Source organism: Polaromonas sp. YR568 (genome assembly GCF_943371715.1).
Classification (GTDB): domain Bacteria; phylum Pseudomonadota; class Gammaproteobacteria; order Burkholderiales; family Burkholderiaceae_C; genus Polaromonas.
Window position 1 is genome coordinate 96,174 of the sequence record NZ_CALRVW010000008.1, and the last position, 17,788, is coordinate 113,961.

General features: G+C 65.5%; 18 protein-coding genes. 9 read left to right on the forward strand and 9 right to left on the reverse strand.

Translation table 11 applies throughout. The features are described from left to right. Nucleotides 1-89: 89 nt before the first annotated feature. Nucleotides 90-1,430, forward strand: coding sequence for an aminotransferase class III-fold pyridoxal phosphate-dependent enzyme (locus tag AAG813_RS08275; RefSeq protein ID WP_341913779.1), 1,341 nt, complete (start codon nt 90-92; stop codon nt 1,428-1,430). A 20-nt stretch (nt 1,431-1,450) separates the two neighbouring features. On the opposite strand, the gene AAG813_RS08280 is transcribed toward AAG813_RS08275, so the two are convergent. Next, on the reverse strand, nt 1,451-2,335 hold the full coding sequence (locus tag AAG813_RS08280; RefSeq protein ID WP_341913781.1) for a ChaN family lipoprotein: 885 nt from the start codon (nt 2,333-2,335) through the stop codon (nt 1,451-1,453). A 98-nt stretch (nt 2,336-2,433) separates the two neighbouring features. On the opposite strand from AAG813_RS08280, the gene AAG813_RS08285 reads away from it, so the two are divergent. Continuing rightward, a complete protein-coding gene (locus AAG813_RS08285) occupies nt 2,434-3,492 on the forward strand; it encodes an AbrB family transcriptional regulator (RefSeq protein ID WP_341913784.1) in 1,059 nt (352 codons plus the stop codon). A 10-nt stretch (nt 3,493-3,502) separates the two neighbouring features. Here AAG813_RS08285 and AAG813_RS08290 read toward each other — a convergent pair whose 3' ends face one another. The 4 genes from AAG813_RS08290 to AAG813_RS08305 all read right to left on the reverse strand — a co-directional run bounded on the left by AAG813_RS08290 (nt 3,503) and on the right by AAG813_RS08305 (nt 7,134). Further along, nucleotides 3,503-4,642 (reverse strand): ABC transporter substrate-binding protein, encoded by a 1,140-nt coding sequence (locus tag AAG813_RS08290; protein WP_341913786.1) that lies wholly within the window; start codon nt 4,640-4,642, stop codon nt 3,503-3,505. A 170-nt stretch (nt 4,643-4,812) separates the two neighbouring features. Next, complete coding sequence (locus tag AAG813_RS08295; protein WP_341913787.1) at nt 4,813-5,094, reverse strand: DUF3567 domain-containing protein; 282 nt, start codon at nt 5,092-5,094, stop codon at nt 4,813-4,815. Between the two features lie 136 nt (nt 5,095-5,230). Continuing rightward, on the reverse strand, nt 5,231-6,304 hold the full coding sequence (locus AAG813_RS08300; protein ID WP_341913789.1) for a DUF3108 domain-containing protein: 1,074 nt from the start codon (nt 6,302-6,304) through the stop codon (nt 5,231-5,233). Further along, nucleotides 6,301-7,134 carry an IclR family transcriptional regulator gene (locus tag AAG813_RS08305; RefSeq protein WP_341913889.1) on the reverse strand — a complete coding sequence of 278 codons (834 nt, stop codon included), beginning with the start codon at nt 7,132-7,134 and terminating at the stop codon, nt 6,301-6,303. Before AAG813_RS08305 ends, AAG813_RS08300 begins: the two co-directional genes overlap by 4 nt. Before the next feature lie 170 nt (nt 7,135-7,304). Here AAG813_RS08305 and AAG813_RS08310 point away from each other — a divergent pair, with 170 nt between their 5' ends. Further along, nucleotides 7,305-8,321, forward strand: a complete 1,017-nt coding sequence (locus tag AAG813_RS08310) for a fumarylacetoacetate hydrolase family protein (protein WP_341913791.1) — start codon at nt 7,305-7,307, stop codon at nt 8,319-8,321. Between the two features lie 39 nt (nt 8,322-8,360). Here AAG813_RS08310 and AAG813_RS08315 read toward each other — a convergent pair whose 3' ends face one another. From AAG813_RS08315 to AAG813_RS08330, 4 genes are all read right to left on the reverse strand, one after another. Then, the gene (locus AAG813_RS08315) at nt 8,361-8,966 is read right to left on the reverse strand and encodes a MarC family protein (protein ID WP_341913793.1); all 606 of its coding nucleotides are present in this window, start codon (nt 8,964-8,966) and stop codon (nt 8,361-8,363) included. A gap of 167 nt (nt 8,967-9,133) precedes the next feature. Continuing rightward, nucleotides 9,134-9,547, reverse strand: coding sequence for a VOC family protein (locus AAG813_RS08320; RefSeq protein ID WP_341913794.1), 414 nt, complete (start codon nt 9,545-9,547; stop codon nt 9,134-9,136). A gap of 60 nt (nt 9,548-9,607) precedes the next feature. Next, the gene (locus AAG813_RS08325) at nt 9,608-9,982 is read right to left on the reverse strand and encodes a hypothetical protein (protein WP_341913796.1); all 375 of its coding nucleotides are present in this window, start codon (nt 9,980-9,982) and stop codon (nt 9,608-9,610) included. A gap of 44 nt (nt 9,983-10,026) precedes the next feature. Further along, entirely contained in the window at nt 10,027-10,395 is a 369-nt protein-coding gene (locus tag AAG813_RS08330) for a TraR/DksA family transcriptional regulator (protein ID WP_341913799.1), read from the reverse strand. Between the two features lie 160 nt (nt 10,396-10,555). On the opposite strand from AAG813_RS08330, the gene AAG813_RS08335 reads away from it, so the two are divergent. The 6 genes from AAG813_RS08335 to AAG813_RS08360 all read left to right on the forward strand — a co-directional run bounded on the left by AAG813_RS08335 (nt 10,556) and on the right by AAG813_RS08360 (nt 17,747). Continuing rightward, complete coding sequence (locus tag AAG813_RS08335) at nt 10,556-11,362, forward strand: enoyl-CoA hydratase/isomerase family protein (RefSeq protein WP_341913891.1); 807 nt, start codon at nt 10,556-10,558, stop codon at nt 11,360-11,362. Between the two features lie 232 nt (nt 11,363-11,594). Continuing rightward, a complete protein-coding gene (locus AAG813_RS08340) occupies nt 11,595-12,452 on the forward strand; it encodes a PhaM family polyhydroxyalkanoate granule multifunctional regulatory protein (RefSeq protein ID WP_341913801.1) in 858 nt (285 codons plus the stop codon). 52 nt (nt 12,453-12,504) lie between these two features. After that, nucleotides 12,505-13,146, forward strand: a complete 642-nt coding sequence (locus tag AAG813_RS08345; RefSeq protein WP_341913803.1) for a glutathione S-transferase — start codon at nt 12,505-12,507, stop codon at nt 13,144-13,146. A 36-nt stretch (nt 13,147-13,182) separates the two neighbouring features. After that, nucleotides 13,183-14,466 (forward strand): FIST N-terminal domain-containing protein, encoded by a 1,284-nt coding sequence (locus AAG813_RS08350; protein ID WP_341913805.1) that lies wholly within the window; start codon nt 13,183-13,185, stop codon nt 14,464-14,466. 168 nt (nt 14,467-14,634) lie between these two features. Next, on the forward strand, nt 14,635-16,584 hold the full coding sequence (locus AAG813_RS08355; protein ID WP_341913807.1) for an MFS transporter: 1,950 nt from the start codon (nt 14,635-14,637) through the stop codon (nt 16,582-16,584). Nucleotides 16,585-16,646: 62 nt separating this feature from the next. Beyond that, on the forward strand, nt 16,647-17,747 hold the full coding sequence (locus tag AAG813_RS08360) for a serine endopeptidase (RefSeq protein WP_341913809.1): 1,101 nt from the start codon (nt 16,647-16,649) through the stop codon (nt 17,745-17,747). Nucleotides 17,748-17,788: the final 41 nt, after the last annotated feature.

Below are 17,788 nucleotides of genomic sequence, written 5' to 3' on the forward strand. Positions count from 1 at the left end.
GCCGGAAAGCACATTGTCGCTGGGAGTGCCAGAATGCATCACTCACCGCCAAAACCCGGCTGCCCTATTTTTAAGCAGGAGATTTCGCCATGGCCTATCAAGACTTCAACATGGACCACCAGTGGTTGCCTTTCACACCGAACCGCAGCTTCAAGAAGGACCCGCGGGTTTTTGTGAAAGCCGACGGCATGTTTTTCACGACGCACGACGGCAAGCAGGTGCTCGACGGCATTTCCAGCCTGTGGTGTGTGGGCGCGGGCCACAACCGCAAGCCGATCAACGAAGCCATCAAGAAGCAGCTCGACACGCTGGACTACGCCACCGCCTTCCAGGCCAGCAACGACCAGGCCTTCAAGGCCGCCGACCTGATTGCCGGCATGGCGCCGGGTGACCTGAACCAGGTGCTGTTCTGCAATTCCGGCTCGGAAGCGGCCGACACCTCGCTGAAGGTGGCGCTGGCCTACCACCGCGCGCGCGGTGAGGGCCACCGCAATGTTTTCATCGGCCGCGAAAAGGGGTACCACGGCGTCGGGTTCGGCGGCATGAGTGTGGGCGGCATTCCGGCCAACCGCAAGGTCTACGGCTCGGCCTTGCTGCCCCGGGTGGACCACATGCGTTTCATCCACGACCCGGTCAAACACGCCTACATCCATGGCGCCGAGCCGGTCTGGGAAGAGGACATCCTGCTCGAGCTGGAGCAGCGCATTTTGCCGTTGCACGACGCCAGCAACATCGCGGCCGTGATTGTCGAGCCGGTGGCCGGCAGCGCCGGCTGGTACCTGCCGCCCAAGGGTTACCTCAAGCGCCTGCGCGAGATCTGCGACAAACACGGCATCCTGCTGATTTTTGACGAAGTCATCACCGGCTTCGGCCGCATGGGCACGAATTTCGGCGCCGACTATTACGGCGTGGTGCCCGACATGCTGAACTTCGCCAAGTGCGTGACCAACGGCGTGATCCCGCTGGGCGGCGTGATCTGCTCCGACCGCATCTACAACACCATGATGGAGGCCAATGCCGACAGCCCGGCGCATGCGGTGGAGTTTTTCCACGGCTACACCTACTCGGGCCACCCGGTGGCCTGCGCCGCGGCGATTGCCACGCTGGGCCTGTTCAAGGAAGAAAAGCTGTTTGAGCGCGCCGGGCAGATGGGCACCGTGCTCGGTGATGCCATGCACAGCGGCTTCAAGGGCCTGCCCAATGTGGTCGGCATCCGCAGCCTGGGCCTGGCGGGTGCGGTGGAACTGGCATCCATCGCCGGGTCACCGGGCAAACGCGCTTACGACATCTTCATGGACTGCTTCAAACACGGCGTGCTGGTGCGACCGGCGGCCGACAACATCGTGATCTGCCCGCCCTACATCGTGGAAAAAGAGCACATCGAGCGCATCGTCAGTGTGGTGGCGGATTCCATCAAGAAGAACGCCTGAAGTCGCGGTAGGGGCCCGGGCTACTTCGCCGCGGGCTTTTCCTTCAAACTTGCGCAATAGTCCTGCTCTGGCACGGCCGGGGTCGCCCAGACAGCGTCAAACGCAGCCCTATCTTCGGCCTCCTGGCGTACATCCGGCGCACTGGCGGCCGGGCCGGCGCGCAGCTGCACGGCCCTGACGGTGAGGCCGGGCGGCAGGTGCTGGGGCACGCCCAGCGTGCGGTTGACATGGCCGCTGCCGGCCAGCAACACCACGGTTTTTCCGGGCAAGGCCGCCTGCTGCAGCGTGCGCGCCATGCGGATGTCGCGCGCGATCTGGATGCGTGTCATCGGGGAGATGCGGTCTTCCGGCAACAAGCCGCAGTGGCCGAGGCGTATCAGCTGCTGCTGGGCCTTGAGTGCGGGGCCGGGCAGGGGCTGGTCCAGCCGGCCGTCGGCCATGGCTTCGCGCATCTGCGCCGCCGGCAGGTTGGCGCCCAGCACCGGCACGCCGGCCTTGACGGCCGCCATCACGGCCGGGCCATAGGCCGCCCAGGGCCAGCCCTTGTTGTTCCAGCCCAGGGCGGCCTGCACCTGTAGCTGGGTGCTGTTCGATTTCAGGGCCGCGGTGCTGGTGCCAGCCTCGGCCATCTCCAGCGCCACGGCGGCCAGCCGGCCGCGCACCGCCAGGTACTCGATGACCTGACGCTGGATGTCCTGGTGTTCGGCCGCATCATGCTGTTCGCCGAGCAGGATGACGTCGGCAGGCAGCAGGGCCTCGGTGCGAGCCGTGATGTCATTGGGCGCATGCGGAAACAGCCGCGGCTCGGGCACCCTGGCACAGGCGGCCAGGAGCACGAGCAGCAGCGGGACCAGGGCGGCAAGGCGCCGGCGTGGTTTCAGGAAGGTGGGGAGGGTGGTGTTCATGATGATGGTCACGGCGATACTAGCCCCATCTGAAAACCGGCGGCGGCCTGCCGGCCCAAGCCCCCGCACTTCTTGCCCCTCACCCTTTCTTGTCCCGGATGCGTCTCAAGCCGTTTCATGTTGTGTTCACCCTGCTGCTGGCGCTGGCCGGCGCGTGGCTCTGCGTCTGGATCGGCACCCCTCTGCCGTGGATGATCGGTCCGCTGCTGGCCACGGCCTGCGCCTCGATCGCTGCCCTGCCGACCGCCAGCTGGCGGCCGCTGAACAACACCGGGCAGTGGGTCATCGGCACGGCGCTGGGCCTTTACTTCACGCCGCAGGTGACCGCGCTGGTGGGCAGCCTGTGGTGGGCCATTGCGCTGGCGATTGTCTGGGCGCTGGGGCTGGGCCTGGCCTTTGGCGGCTGGCTGCATCGTGTCAACGCACCGCGCATGCCCGGCGTGCCGGCGCCGGCGATGCGCGCCACCAGTTATTTTGCGGGTGCCATAGGCGGTGCTTCCGAGATGACCCTGCTGGCCGAACGCGCCCATGCGCGCACCGACCTGGTGGCGGCCTCGCACAGCCTGCGGCTGCTGCTGGTCACGGTGACGATTCCTTTTGCGATGCAGTTCAGCGGGCTGCATGGCCTGGACCTGAACCCGCCGGTGCTGCGCGCGCTGAACGGGCCGGGCCTGGCCGCGCTGGCCGGGGCCACCGCCGCCGGTGCCTGGCTGATGCTGCGCCTGGGCCGGGCCAACCCGTGGTTCATGGGTCCGCTGCTGGTGACCATGGGCCTGACCATGGCCAGCCTGCACCTGTCGGGCATTCCGCCCTGGCTGACCAATACCGCGCAACTGCTGATTGCCGTGGGGCTGGGCGTGCGGTTTTCACCGACCTTTCTGCACGCCGCGCCGCGCTGGATGGCTTCGGTGGTGTTGGGCACCCTGGTCATGCTGGTCCTCTGCAGCGGTTTCGCCGCGCTGCTGGCATGGGCCACCGGCCTGCCGCTGGCCACGCTGATTCTGGGCACTTCTCCGGGCGGCATCGCCGAGATGGCGATCACCGCCAAGGTGCTGCAACTCGGTGTGCCGGTGGTCACCGCGTTTCAGGTGTGCCGGCTCGTGGCGGTGCTCATTCTGGTGGCACCGCTGTATCGCTGGTTCTACCCTGCGGACTGAGCCCGCGCCGTCAATGCCGGAATTTGCCGTCGCGTGTGACGATGGCCAGATCCACCAGCGTCAAGCCGGTGTGCGAACCCGGCAGGTAGCTGGCCCGCAGGCCGTTCAGGTCAATGCTGCCGGCGTTGTGCAGGCCGCGCACAAAGCTGTCGCGTGTCGGATCGTTGCCGGCCAGCCGCAGGGCGGCGACCAAGGCCTTGGCCGTAAGGTAGCCTTCCAGGCTGCCGTAGGAGAACTCCTGGCCGGGTTTCAGGCGTGCGAATTCTTCCTGGTACTCGCGCGTGATGCCTGTCTTGCGCTCCCACGGGCTGGGTACCACCTGGGAAAACACCATGCCGTGCGCGAGTTCACCCAGGTTTTTGGCGAGTTGCGTCGAGCCTGAATTCACGCCGCTGAAAGTGGCACGCACGCCCTGCTTGCGAGCCTGGCGAATCAGCCGTTCATACACGCCGGCGCCGCCATGGTTGATGACCACCTGGGCGTTGGTCGCGGCAATGCGCTGGGCCATCTGACCCATCTGCACATCGCTCACATCGGATTTGAAGGGCAGGTCCGCCACCAGCTCCATGCCCAAGTCCCGGCACAGCAGCCTGACGTTCTCCAGGTGTTGCAGGCCGGTCTCGGAGTCGGAACGGACAAAGGCCACACGCGTGGTCCCGGTTTTCTTCGCGTAGTCGAGCAGTGCGCGGAACTCTTCCCGATGCTCGGTGCGCACCGGAAAAACCAGCGGCTGATGCGGGCGGCGCAAGGTGGGAGACCCGGCGATGGGGCCAAAGAAGGGCACGTTCAGGTCCACCGCGGCTTTCATCACGGCGGTGGACGGACCGCCTTCGATCGAGCCGAACAGGATGAACACCTTGTCCTGCCCCACAAGCTGCCGGGCATTGGCTTCGGCTTTGGTGGACTGGTTGTCATCGTCCAGTGTCTGGAGGACGACCTGCCGTCCGTTAACGCCACCGCGGGCGTTGACGGCCTGCAGATAGGTCTGGATACCGTCCTGCACCGCCTTGCCGTAGTCGTTTTTTCCGCCCTGCAGCGTGATGTTCTGCCCAATCAGGATCTGGCGTGGTGACACGCCGTCAGCGGCCAGCGCCCAAGGTGTGCACAGCACAAGGCAACCGGCAAGCAGTCGGGAAAAAGAAAGAGTCATGGTCAGGTCCTGGGGCAAGGTGATGGCGGAGGCACCCGTTGCCATCGCTTCGGCGGATGGCCGATGTAAACAAATGTTACATGGCCTTCCTTAACCCTGTCTTAAGGCCGTCAATGACCTTCAGGAATCGTCGGGGACCCGCGCTGGGGCCGTCAGCTGCGCTGCAGTCGTCAGTGCAGCCCCACCGGCGTGTGCGCCAGTTCGGCATAACTTTCGAGCATGTCCTCGACTTCTTCCTGCGTTGGCGTGTTTTTCTGCCAGACGTTCAGGCGCTGCTGGAACAGTTCGGCCCAGGAGCCGTCCAGATAGACCTCCTTGCCGGAGCGTTTGTCGACAATTTCAAAGCCGTTGCGGGCCAGCTGGGGCACGGCCGGGGCGGGCGCAGACTCCTCCGGGGCGTTGGCGTGAATCTGTACCACCGCAAAGGATTCGGAGTCGTAGAGCATTTGCATGGTGTGGTTTCCTTCTCGTGTACATATATCAACGGCCGGGCGGAGTTCAAGAGCCACAGGGTTAATCCCTGAAAGGCCCGGAAATGCCAAAAAAATCACATCGTGAAGGAAAGAACAGCGGCGGCGCCTGCGGATGTCAGGGTCTCTCGACCACGCGCAGTTGCTGGTCGATGAAGTCGCCGTTTTGCTGGGTGATGCGGCTGCGCACCGGCAGGTAGTCCATGGAGGGGGCGAACCAGATTTCAACGGTCTGGTCGTAGTCGCGCAGCGGCTTGCGCGTGAGCTTGAGCGTGGCGGCTTCGCCAGCGGGCAGCGTGAGGGTTTCCTCGGATTCGACGGTGAAGGTCCAGGTGTCGACCTCGCGCGGGCCGGCGGTGTACAGAGACACACTGCTGCCGACCGGGTAGCTGGCCGGGGCGCCGGCCAGCAGGCTGCCCAGTTGCAGGAAAACACTCAGGCGGTCCTGCGCGCCGCGCAGCCAGGGGGCGTCGGGCGTGTTGGCACTGAAGCTGATCTTGCCCTTGTCTTCCTCGAAATGCGCCGCGCGTTCGCTGCGCGACTTGTCCAGAAAACGCGTCGGCGCCAGGCCGTCGGCGGTGATGCGGCCGCTGCTGGTCATGCTGCGCGATCCCAGAAACAGGGCGCTGACCACCATCCTGGCGTCATAGGTCTGGCCGTCCTGCAGCCAGTCGAGCTGGGCAAAGGCGCTGTAGTCCATGTTTTTTGATCGCCCCGTCATCGCGTATTTGAGGCGCACCGAGCCGGGGATGGACAGGGCCGTGCTGGCTCCTGACAGGGAAGGCGCCACCTCCACGGGGGTGGGTGCGACCGGTTCGGTGGTGGTCGTGGTGATTGCGGCCGGCGGGGTCGTGCTGTCGCTGACTGGCGGCGCTATGGATTCGATAGCTGATGGCGCTTGCAAGTCGGGGGCTGGCGCCCGATTTTCCTGTGAAACAGGGGCGCGGCGCCGGACCGGACGCGGACGCACCGGCGTGACTGCGGGCGCACTGGCCACGACCGGTTCGGGCCTGATCTCCAGCGTTCGCGTGATGAAGGGGCGTGGCACTGCCGCCTGCGGGTCGGGCACCGGCCCCCATGCCAGCGGCGCCGCCTGCAGCAGCAGGACATGGGCCAGTACCACCAGCGAGGTCAGGGCGATCAGGGGTCGCGCCGGCAGCGCTGGGGCCTGCCGGGCGGTCGGGGTGTTCATGCCCCTGTGAATCCCAGATCGGCAGAAAGTTGCCGCGCGGCCGCCGCCAGCGGTCGGGCCACGGCGCCGTCCCAGTCCGGGTCGAAGTTGGCCAGCGAGCCCATTGCCACCATGCCCAGCACCAGGTGGCCGTCGGCGTCGAACACCGGCGCGCAGAAGCCGGCCACGCCGGGCAGCAGGGTGTCCACCACGCGGGCCAGGCCGCGCCGGCGCACTTCTTCCAGCAGCGCCGTGACCTCGGCCATGGTCTTGGGGACGTCCTTGCGGGCGAGCTTGTGCATGCGCGCGAGTTCGTCCCGGAGCAGCGGCGTCAGGCGATCCTGCGCGGGCGGCCGGGTGGGCGGGGTTTTTTCGCCGCGGCTGCCGGCGGGCTGCGCCATGAAGGCGGAGAAACACAGGCCGGTGGCCGAGGACAGCAGCGGCATGACATCACCGAGGCGCAAATTGACGGTCACCGCCTGCGGCGACTCCTCCCAGTGCACGATGGTCGGCCCTTGGTTGCCCCACACCGCCAGCGCCAGGGTCTGGCCGATCTGCTCCATCAGCGGTCCCAGGCGCTGGCGCGCAAGCTTGACGCTGTCCAGCCGCGACAGCGAGGCCAGGCCCAGCTTGAGCGCCGCCGGGCCGAGGTCGTAACGCGTGGTGCCCGGGTCCTGGGTCACCAGCTCCAGTCGCTGGAAACTCACCAGGTAGCGGTGCGCCTTGGCGGCACTCATGCCGGCGGCGGCGGCCAGGTCGCGCAACATCAGCGCGCCCGGCGAGGCGCTGAGCACCTGCAACAGGCTGAAACCCACTTCCACCGACTGGATGCCCGCACGTTGCGCGGGCAGTGCGGGCAGGTCGTCGTCCGCCAGAAGGTGTTTACGCTCTTTCATGGAATTCGATTAAAATTAAAATTACATTTAGGTAAACTGATTTCACTTATCGTAACTGTATTGCCGTGGGTCTGCCGTGTGTTTGATCAGGCTGACCCAGCCGCCCCCCAGAACAGAGGAAATTGATGAAACTTGCTACCTACAAAGACGGTTCACGTGACGGCCAGCTCGTGGTTGTCTCGCGCGACCTGTCGACGGCCCATTATGCGACGGGCATTGCCACCAAATTGCAGCAGGTGCTCGACGACTGGAACTTCCTCGCCCCGCAATTGCAGGACCTGTACGAGACGCTGAACAACGGCAAGGCGCGCCATGCGTTCCCGTTCGAGCCGGCGCGCTGCATGGCGCCGCTGCCGCGCGCCTACCAGTGGGCCGACGGCTCCGCCTACATCAACCATGTGGAGCTGGTGCGCAAGGCGCGCGACTCCGAGGTGCCCGACAGTTTCTACAAGGACCCGCTGATGTACCAGGGCGGCAGCGACGACTTCATCGGCCCCTGCGACGACGTGGTTTGCCCCAGCGAGGACTACGGCATCGACTTCGAGGCCGAAGTCGCGGTCATCACCGGCGACGTGCCCATGACCAGCACGCCCGAGCAGGCGCTCGAAGGCATACGCCTGGTGATGCTGGCCAACGACGTGAGCCTGCGCAACCTGATCCCCAACGAGCTCGCCAAGGGTTTCGGCTTTTTCCAGAGCAAGCCGGCCACGGCCTTCAGCCCGGTGGCGGTGACGCTGGACGAACTCGGCGACGCCTGGGAGCACGGCCGCCTGAACCTGACCCTGCAAAGCACCTGGAACGGCCGCAAGGTCGGCATGTGTGACGCCGGGCCGGAGATGACCTTCCACTTCGGCCAGCTGATCGCCCACATCTGCAAGACCCGCAACGTGCGCGCCGGCTCCGTCATTGGTTCCGGCACCGTCAGCAACAAGGGCATCGAGGTCAAGGGCAAGACCGACTGGCCCAAGGGTTACAGCTGCATCGCCGAAAAACGCGCGATCGAAACGATTCAGGACGGCAAGCCCTCGACGGACTTCATGAAATACGGCGACACCATCCGCATCGAGATGAAGGGCAAGGACGGCGAACTGATTTTTGGCGCGATCGAGCAGAAGATCGTTCCGGCCGCACCGGTCAAATAAAGGAAAGAGGAAAGGGCGTGCGCGACGCGCCCTTCACCTTCAGCCTGCGGCGCGCGTCTGGGTGATGAACAGCTGGATGCCGCGCAGCAGCATCTCGACCGAAATCGCCACCAGGATCAGGCCCATCAGGCGTTCAAACGCCATCGCCAGCCTGTCCCCCAGCACGCGCTGGATGCGTTCGGCCAGCACCAGCACCACGGCGCACACCGCCATGGTGACGCACAGCGCCGCCACCCACTCCATGCGCCGGGCCGGTGCCTGCGACACCAGCAGCAGCACCGTGGCCAGCGCCGAAGGCCCGGCCAGCGCCGGGATGGCCAGCGGCACGATCAGGGGCTCGCCCTGCAGCGGCTCCGCCACGGGATGGCCGCCCGGAAAAATCATGCGCAAGGCGATCAGAAACAGGATGACCGCACCGGCGATCTGCAGCGACAACTCGCTGAGGTTCATCACGCGCAGGAAGCGGTCGCCGACAAACATGAAGCCCAGCAGCAGCAAAAAGGCGATCAACACCTCGCGCAGGATCACGAAGGCGCGCCGCTCGGGCGCGACGTGGCGCAGCGCATTGGCAAAAATCGGGATGTTGCCGAGCGGATCGGTGATCAGCAACAGCAGGATGGTGGCCGAGGCGAAGGTGTAATTCATGTCAGCCCCCACGCTCACTCACTGCGAGCCTGCGGCAGCTCGCTGCCCCTTGCACGGGAAGAGGGGCGCTGCGCCTGCGGCCCGGCAAAGCCGGCCCCGCGGCCCTTGCGTAACTGACGAGCTCCTGCGCTAGCTCGCTGCGCGCTGGCGTGCTCACCGGCCCATCCTCATGACGCGTAAATCGCGTCCAGGTCGCGGAAACCCTTGATCTCCAGCGGGTTGCCAAACGGGTCGCAGAAAAACATGGTCCACTGCTCGCCCGGCTGGCCTTCAAAACGCACTTGCGGCGCAAACAGGAAGTCGGTGCCCGCGGCCTGCAGGCGCGCGGCCATGGCCTGCCAGTCGGGCAGCGCCAGGACCAGCCCGAAATGCGGCATGGGCACCAGCGTGTCGCCGACATGGCCGGTGCGTTCGGTCTTGAAAGGCGGGCCCAGGTGCAGCGAGAGCTGGTGGCCCATGAAATCGAAATCGACCCAGGTCTCGGTGCTGCGGCCTTCCGCGCAGCCGAGCACGCCGCCATAGAAACGGCGGGCCTCGTCGAGATCGGTGACGTTGAAGGCGAAATGAAACAGGCTGCGCATCCGGTCAAGGATAGCAGCCTGTAGGTGGCCGGTTGCTGTCCCGGCAAAAAAATCCGGCGTTCAGACGGTCGAAGGATCGGCCGCCATGTTGTCGAACTTCTTGAAGTACTGGCGGGCCAGCGCGACCAGCTGGGCGTCGCTCGGATGGTCGGTGACCACCGAGTCCACCACGCTGTCGGCCACGGCCGGCAGGTGGCTGCTGCACCAGTCGCGGAACTGGTTGCGCACCAGGCCGGGGCCGGTGAGCAGCACTTCATGCGTGCCATTCAGTGCCCGGGCCACGCCGGCAAAAAAAGCGGCGCTGTCGTCAACCTTGCCCTGGTGCTTGTGGTGCGTGCGCGACTTGATGCGCTGGGCTTCCATGTGTTCGCGGTCAAACATCACCACATGGGCTTCGGACTGGTCGATCCAGACAACGGCGTGAAAAGTGCTCATGAAATCCTTTGTAGAAAAAGAAGAAGGGGAAAAGAAAAAGGGGGTCAGGCGGGGCGTGTTTGTTCGGCTTTTTCCTGGCAGGCGATGCAGCGCCATGCTTCGGGACTGGCCTGCAGCCTGGCGGCTGGAATGGTGACGCCGCAGTCGGTGCACAAGCCGTAGGTCCCGGCTTCGATGCGGGCCAGTGCCGCGTCGATCGCGGCGAGTTCGGCGGTTTCGCGCTCGCCCAGGGCGAACTCGAGTTCGCGTTCGGTGGCCACCTGGGCACGCGAGTCCTCAGGCTGGCCGAAATGGTCGGCCGCGGCGTCAGCGCGGCTGACGGTGCCGCCGCGCTGCGCCGAGATCTGCGCGAGCAGGGCGGTGCGCATGGCCAGCAATTGCTGTTGGTAGGGCACGCTGTGTTGTTTGTCCATGGATCGTTCCTTCTTCGTTCCTTCTTGTGTTCGCCTTCATCATGCGCCATGGCGTCATGGCCCCGGTTGATGAAGGTCAAGCGGGTGGCCCCTGATCTGTGCAGGGCACAATTCGGGTATTCCTTTGCCACCTGATGGAGACCCCATGACTGCCCAGACGATGGACTACAGCGCCTACCAGACCCTTCACATCACGCGCCGCGGTGTCGGCGGCGCCGTGCTGGACATCCAGATGAAAGCTCTCAACGGCAAACTGCCGACGGCGGGGCACGCCGGTCACCGGGAACTCGCGCAGATCTGGCGCGACGTGGGCAGCGACGACTCGGTGCGCTGCGCCGTATTGCGCGGCGAAGGCCTGGGTTTTTCCGGCGGTGGCGATCTCGCGCTGGTGCAGGACATGGCCGAGGATTTTGAAACGCGCACGCGTGTCTGGAAGGAAGCGCGCGACCTGGTCTACAACGTGATCAACTGCGACAAGCCGATTGTCAGCGCCCTGCATGGGCCGGCGGTGGGCGCCGGGCTGGTGGCGGGGCTGTTGGCCGACATCTCGATTGCCGCCAAAAGCGCCAAGATCGTGGACGGTCACACGCGCCTGGGGGTGGCTGCCGGCGACCATGCCGCCATCATCTGGCCGCTGCTGTGCGGCATGGCCAAGGCCAAGTACTACCTGATGCTGTGCGAGCCGATCAGCGGCGAAGAGGCCGAACGCATCGGCCTGGTGTCGCTGGCGGTCGATGAGGATCAACTGCTGCCGAAGGCCTACGAGGTGGCCGACCGGCTGGCCGCCGGCTCCAAAACCGCCATCAGCTGGACCAAATACGCGCTCAACAACTGGCTGCGCCAGGCCGGGCCGGCCTTCGACGCCTCGCTGGCGCTGGAGTTCATGGGGTTTGCCGGCCCCGACGTGCGCGAAGGTGTGGCCAGCCTGCGCGAGCGCCGTCCGCCTTCCTACGCTCCCAAAGCCTGATTTGCTATTGAATCAATAGCTGGGGGCGCATGACAGTCAAGGGCTGGTGGCTGATTTTCCTTGAAAATCCGCAGATGGAGGCGAAGCGGCGGGTGAATGGCCTGGGCGGATGTGCTGCGCCCGGTTGGCGCAAAAAAACGGGTTGACGCGCCGCCACGACCCTGCACAATGAAACAAACCACCCTGGCGCCCTCCAGACCGGAGGCCACGCCGTACAACACCAGGAGACAACATGAGCGACGCAGACAACTCTTCCTTTGCCGGGTTCGGCAAATTGGTCCCGGGCTTTGATTTCCTGCAGAACCTTGCCAAACAGGCCGCCGGCAGCGCGTCGCAGAGCATTCCCCAGCTGCCCAACCTGGGCAACTGGGTCGCACCGACGCTCAATGTCGAGGAGCTCGACAAACGCATCGAGGAGCTCAAGGCCGTCCAGTTCTGGCTGGACCAGAACGCCATGGCGCTCAAGGCCACCATCCAGGCCCTGGAAGTCCAGAAGATGACGCTGGCCACGCTCAAGGGCATGAATTTCAACATGGGCGACGTCGCCAACGCGTTCAAGCTCAAGGTCGCCGATACGGTGGCGGGCGGTGTGCAGAAAGTGGCCGACAAGGCCAAGACGTTTTCGGGGCTGGAGGTTCCGCCCACCAGTTACCAGAACGAGAACAGTGAGACGACCGCGAAGGCCAAAACCACGAAGCCCAAGGCTGAAAAGGCCGCCGAGCCTGCGCCCGGCGTGGTCGATCCGATGCAGTGGTGGGGCGCGCTGACGCAGCAGTTCCAGAACATTGCCACCACGGCCATGCAGGACGCCGCCAAGAAAACCGCCATGAGCACGACCAAAAACATGGCCACCGGTCTGGCCAAGGATGCGATGAAAACCGCCACCGGCATGGCCACGGACATCGCCAAGGGTATGGCCAGTTCCGCCGGAAAAACCGTGGCCCGGGGCGCCCGCTCGGCGATGGACAGCGCCCTGCGCAGCAGCCAGGCCTGGCCTACACCGGAGGCCACCAAAACGGCGGCGCGGGCCAAACCGAAGCCGAAAGCCAAGGCGCCGGTGCGCAAGACAGCGCGCAAGACCACGCGTTGATACCCTGCCGCGCCGGCGGCCGTCTGGCCTTCACCTGAAAGCAAGTGTCCACATGTACCGTCTTCATGGTTTCTGCCAGTCGGGCAACACCTTCAAGGTGGCCTTTCTGCTGCGCGCCCTGGGCCAGCCCTGGGAGCCCGTCTTTGTGGACTTCATGAAAGGCGTCACGCGCACCGGCCCCTGGCGCGAGCAGACCAACGAGATGGGCGAGGCGCCGGTGCTGGAAGACGGCACGCGCCGCCTCACGCAGTCGGGCGTCATCCTGGGCTACCTCGCGAAAAAACACGGCGCGTACGAAGGGGCCACGGACGACGACAGGCTGGAGGTGCTGCGCTGGCTGTTTTTCGACAACCACAAGTTCACCAGTTACTTTGCCACCTACCGCTTCATGAAGGCCTTCGGCCCCGCCGCGCCCGACCCGGCCGTGATGGCCTGGCTGCGCGGGCGCATGGACGCCGCATTTGCCATCGTGGACAAACACCTGGCGACACGCGAGTGGATGGTCGGCGGGGCAGCCACCATCGCCGATTTCTCGCTGTGCGGATACCTGTTTTATCCAGTGGAGGAAAGCGGTTACGAGGTCGCCGGGCGATACCCCCACATCGAGGCGTGGCTTGCGCGCCTGCGGGCGCTGCCCGGCTGGGCCTCGCCGTACGATGTGCTTCCCGGAGAGCGATTGCTGCCCAAGTGGTGAGGCAGTGTGTCAGCGCCAACCTACCCTGACAACACCATGAAACTTTTCCCCTACGGCCACGCCACCCACCCGCAATGGCGCATGGCCGCCGGCCTGGTGCTGGCCCAGTTGCGCGCGCAGATGGCCCTGCACGGTTATGCCAGTTCGCCCGGCCTGGGCCTGCTTTACATCACCGACCACTACACCGCGCAGGCGCAGGACATCCTGGATTTCCTCGGCGCCGAGCTGCCTGAAATTACCGACTGGGCAGGCACGGTCGGCATCGGCATCGCGTCGAACAATGTCGAATATTTCGACGAGCCCGCGCTGGCAGTGATGCTGTGCGAGCTGCCGTCGGACCAGTACCGCGTGTTTTCCGGCGTGTCGCCGCTGCCGCCGCCCGGCGCCAGTCATTTCCAGGCGCACACCGCGCTGGTGCATGCCGACGCCGGCACCCCCGACGTGGCCGAGCTGATCGCCGAGATGGCCGAGCGCACCAGCAGCGGGTATGTATTTGGTGGGCTGGCATCGAGCCGCAGCAAGGCGGTGCAGTTCGCGCTCAGCGGCAGCGGCAATGTGAAGGGGCAGGGCGCCGCCGGCGGGGTGTTCAGCGGCGGCCTGAGCGGCGTGGCCTTTGCCCAGGGCGCCGGCCTGATGTCGCGCGTGACGCAAGGCTGCCAGCCGGTTTCACGGGAGCACGAGATCACCGCCTGCGACGCCAACGTGGTGACTGAACTGGATGGCCAGAGCGCGCTTGACGTGATGCTGGCCGACCTCGGCGTGTCGCTCGATGCGCCGCGCGAGGCGCTCGAAAAAGTACGGACCACGCTGGTCGGGCTGAGCAGCGCTGACGCCGCCCTGCAGGATGGCCGGATCCGGCGTCCGGGCCAGTTCGGGGCCGATGTGCTGGTGCGCCACATCATCGGCCTGGACCCGGCGCGCCAGGGCGTGGCCATTGCCGAGGTGCCCAGCCCGGGCATGAGGCTGGCTTTTTGCGAACGCAATGCCGAGGCGGCGCGCGCCGACCTGGTGCGCGTCTGCGCCGAAATCCGCGAGGAGCTGGAGCCGGAAGAGTTGACGCTGGAAGTCGCCAGTGCGCTGAGTGCGTCCGAGGCCGAGTCGGCCCCGCACCCGGCCCGGCGCATCGCCGGCGCGATCTACATCAGCTGCGCCGGGCGCGGCGGCCCGCACTTCGGCGCGCCCAGTGCGGAGCTGCAGATTGTGCGGCGTGCCCTCGGCGACGTGCCGCTCGTCGGGTTTTTTGCCGGCGGCGAAATCGCACGCCACAACCTCTACGGCTATACCGGCGTGCTGACGGTGTTTACAGCACCGGCCGGCTAGCCGATCAACCTTCGCCGGCCACAGCCCGCGCATTGACTGTCGGCGGCCCGGGCCAGCAATGCCGCGGGACTGTCATGAAAAGCAGGGCAGAATCCGCTTCACCCTTGCGGGCGCAGACGGGCCACCAGGCGCGGGTCGCAAACCAGCTGAAAACAGGAGAAGTCCATCATGCGTGCCGAAACCGTAGTTCAGGTACCCCCGTCGTCGCCGCACGGGCATCCGAACCAGTTCGCCCTTCTGAGGCAGCGCCGCTTCGCCCCCTTCTTCTGGACGCAGTTCTCGGGTGCTGCCAACGACAACCTGTTCAAGTTCGCCTTCACCGTGATGGTGACCTACCAGCTCAGCGTGAGCTGGTTGCCGCCCGCGCTGGCGGGGCTGGTGATAGGTGCGCTGTTCATCCTGCCTTTTCTGCTGTTTTCGGCCACCAGCGGGCAGCTCACCGACAAATATGAAAAGACGCGCGTGATCCGCTTCGTGAAGAACCTGGAAATCGTGATCATGGCCGTGGCGGCCGCCGGCTTTCTCAGCAGCGACGTGAACCTGCAGGTGCCGCTGCTGCTGGCCTGCACCTTTTTGATGGGATTGCATTCCACGCTGTTTGGCCCGGTCAAGTTCGCCTACCTGCCGCAGGCCCTGAACGAGCGTGAGCTGACCGGCGGCAATGGCATGGTCGAGATGGGCACCTTCGTGGCGATCCTGCTGGGCAACATCGTTGGCGGGCTGATGGTGGCCGTGCCGGGGGTCGGTCCGCTGTATGTGGCGCTGTCCTGCGTGTTGCTGGCCGTGGCGGGGCGGGTGGTGGCGCAATTCATTCCGTCTGCTCCGGCCACTGACCCCGGCCTGAAGATCAACTGGAACCCGTTCACGGAGACCTGGCACAACCTGCGGCTCGCCTACGGCAACATCGTGGTGTTCCGCTCCATGCTGGGCATCAGCTGGATGTGGTTTTTCGGTGCGGTCTTCCTGAGCCAGTTTCCCAGTTTTGCCAAGGAGGTGATGCACGGCAACGAGCAGGTGGCCTCGCTGCTGCTGGTGGTTTTTTCGATCGGCATTGCGACGGGTTCGCTGCTGTGCGAGGTGTTGAGCCGGCGCCATGTCGAGATCGGCCTGGTACCGCTGGGCGCCATCGGCATGAGCGTGTTTGCGATCGACCTGTATTTCTCCTCGCGTGGACTGCCGCCGTCGCCCGTCATGAACCTGGCCAGTTTTGTGGCGCAGCCCGCCCACTGGCGCGTGATGGCCGACCTGGCGCTGCTGAGCCTGTTTGCCGGCCTGTACAGCGTGCCCATGTATGCGCTGATCCAGCTGCGCAGCCAGCCCACCCACCGCGCCCGCATCATTGCTTCCAACAACATTCTCAACGCGCTGTTCATGATCGTCAGCGCCATCCTGGCGGGCGCCCTGCTCAAGGCCGACTTCAGCATTCCGCAGGTCTTTCTGTTCGTCGGTCTGGCCAATGCGGTGGTGGCGTTTTACATCTTCATGCTGGTGCCGGAGTACCTGCTGCGTTTCATCGCGCTGATCGCCTCGCGCTGCATTTACCGCTTCAGGGTCCAGGGGGACGAGAACATTCCGGCGCAAGGGGCGGCCGTGCTGGCCTGCAACCACGTGAGTTTTATCGACCCCCTCCTGCTCATGGCGGCCAGTCCGCGTCCGATTTATTTCGTGATGGACCACCGGATTTTCAGAATGCCGGTGCTCGGCTGGCTGTTCCGGCTCGCCAGGGCGATCCCGATTGCCCCACGCGCCGAAGATCCGGCGGCATATGAAGCGGCTTTTGAAGCGGCCGCCAGGGTGCTCCGCAATGGCGACCTGCTGGCCATCTTTCCGGAAGGCGGCATCACCCAGGACGGCGAGCTCCAGCCCTTCAAGGGCGGCATCATGAAGATCCTGGAGAACGCCGAACGTGATGGCCTGAGCGTGCCGGTGGTGCCCATGGCGTTGACCAATCTCTGGGGTTCATTCTTCAGCCGCATCGAGCAAGGTGGTGCCATGGTGCGGCCATTCCGGCGCGGCCTGCTGAGCCGGGTGGGACTGAACGCCGGGCCGGCCATGACGGCCGCCCAGGTGCAGCCCGACATCCTGCGCGCCCGGGTGCTGGCGCTGCAAAAAGCCTGAGGCCACTGGCCCGCCCTCGTCCGACTGCCGCAACCCCCGTCACTTTCTGAAATGGAGTCCCCGTGAGCAAAGCATTACGCCTGTCCGAAAAATGGTTTCAACGCGGCCTCTGGCTGGTGGCCTTTGTCTTTGCCGCCTTCCTCATCGGCCTGGGCAGCACGGTCGTGGGCGACCTGCCGCAGGTCGAGAAAACCCTGTCCCTGGACGATTTCATCGAGCAGCCCGCCGCCACGCAGGCGCGCGAGAACCTCAAGACGGCGGAACGCCAGGGTCGGCAGGCGCAGGAAGCGCTGGAGCAGGCCCGGCTCAAGCTGCGCGTGGCGCAGGCCAATTCGCGTTCAGCCAGCGAGACCTTCAACAACTGGCTGGCAACACGGCGTGCGACCGAGCGGGCCGAACAGGACCCGGAGCTGATCGAACGGACACGCGCGCTCGATGGCCTGAAGGCGGCCGAGCGGCAGGCGCTGGCCACGTTGGAGGCCGAGCAGCAGAAGGCACTGGACGCCAGCCAGGGTGCCACGCGCACGCGTGAACGCATCGACGAGCTGGAGCGCGCGGCGCAGGACAAGTGGCAAAGCGCGGGGCGTGCCCAGGAGCTGCGCGTATTTCTGTACCGGCTGGCCCTGACCCTGCCGCTGTTGGTCGCGGCCGGCTGGCTGTTTGCCAAAAAGCGCAAAAGCACTTACTGGCCCTTTGTCTGGGGCTTCATCTTTTTTGCGTTGTTCGCCTTTTTTGTCGAACTCGTGCCCTACCTGCCCAGTTACGGCGGGTATGTGCGCTACATCGTCGGCATCCTCATCACGGTGCTCGTCGGGCGGCAGGCGATTGTTTCGCTGAACCGCTATCTGGAAAAGCAGAAACTCGCCGAGCAGCTGCCTGATGCGCAGCGCCGTGAGGAGCTGAGCTATGACACCGCACTCACCCGGCTGTCCAAGGGGGTGTGCCCCGGTTGTGAGCGGGCGGTGGACCTGAAAAATCCGGAGATAGACTTCTGCCCGCACTGCGGTATCGGCTTGTTCGACCATTGCCTGCAGTGCACCGCGCGCAAGAGCGCGTTTGCCAAGTTCTGCCACGCCTGCGGTGCCGATGGCAAACGGCCCAGGCTGCTTCCGGACCCTGCGCCCGGTGCTGCCGCGCAGGCAGGCCCGATACCGATGGGCTGACGGCGTCCTGTCCTTGGCGTGTCCCGCTGGCCGCCTACGGC

Excerpts from the sequence above, each read along its gene's own strand:
- AAG813_RS08345 (WP_341913803.1), top strand. The coding sequence starts at position 12,505 with ATGTACCGTCTTCATGGTTTCTGCCAGTCGGGCAACACCTTCAAGGTG.
- AAG813_RS08290 (WP_341913786.1), bottom strand. The coding sequence starts at position 4,642 with ATGACTCTTTCTTTTTCCCGACTGCTTGCCGGTTGCCTTGTGCTGTGC.
- AAG813_RS08335 (WP_341913891.1), top strand. The coding sequence starts at position 10,556 with ATGGACTACAGCGCCTACCAGACCCTTCACATCACGCGCCGCGGTGTC.
- AAG813_RS08350 (WP_341913805.1), top strand. The coding sequence starts at position 13,183 with ATGAAACTTTTCCCCTACGGCCACGCCACCCACCCGCAATGGCGCATG.
- AAG813_RS08330 (WP_341913799.1), bottom strand. The coding sequence starts at position 10,395 with ATGGACAAACAACACAGCGTGCCCTACCAACAGCAATTGCTGGCCATG.
- AAG813_RS08275 (WP_341913779.1), top strand. The coding sequence starts at position 90 with ATGGCCTATCAAGACTTCAACATGGACCACCAGTGGTTGCCTTTCACA.
- AAG813_RS08310 (WP_341913791.1), top strand. The coding sequence starts at position 7,305 with ATGAAACTTGCTACCTACAAAGACGGTTCACGTGACGGCCAGCTCGTG.
- AAG813_RS08320 (WP_341913794.1), bottom strand. The coding sequence starts at position 9,547 with ATGCGCAGCCTGTTTCATTTCGCCTTCAACGTCACCGATCTCGACGAG.
- AAG813_RS08280 (WP_341913781.1), bottom strand. The coding sequence starts at position 2,335 with ATGAACACCACCCTCCCCACCTTCCTGAAACCACGCCGGCGCCTTGCC.
- AAG813_RS08315 (WP_341913793.1), bottom strand. The coding sequence starts at position 8,966 with ATGAATTACACCTTCGCCTCGGCCACCATCCTGCTGTTGCTGATCACC.
- AAG813_RS08325 (WP_341913796.1), bottom strand. The coding sequence starts at position 9,982 with ATGAGCACTTTTCACGCCGTTGTCTGGATCGACCAGTCCGAAGCCCAT.
- AAG813_RS08340 (WP_341913801.1), top strand. The coding sequence starts at position 11,595 with ATGAGCGACGCAGACAACTCTTCCTTTGCCGGGTTCGGCAAATTGGTC.
- AAG813_RS08295 (WP_341913787.1), bottom strand. The coding sequence starts at position 5,094 with ATGCAAATGCTCTACGACTCCGAATCCTTTGCGGTGGTACAGATTCAC.
- AAG813_RS08300 (WP_341913789.1), bottom strand. The coding sequence starts at position 6,304 with ATGAACACCCCGACCGCCCGGCAGGCCCCAGCGCTGCCGGCGCGACCC.
- AAG813_RS08355 (WP_341913807.1), top strand. The coding sequence starts at position 14,635 with ATGCGTGCCGAAACCGTAGTTCAGGTACCCCCGTCGTCGCCGCACGGG.
- AAG813_RS08285 (WP_341913784.1), top strand. The coding sequence starts at position 2,434 with ATGCGTCTCAAGCCGTTTCATGTTGTGTTCACCCTGCTGCTGGCGCTG.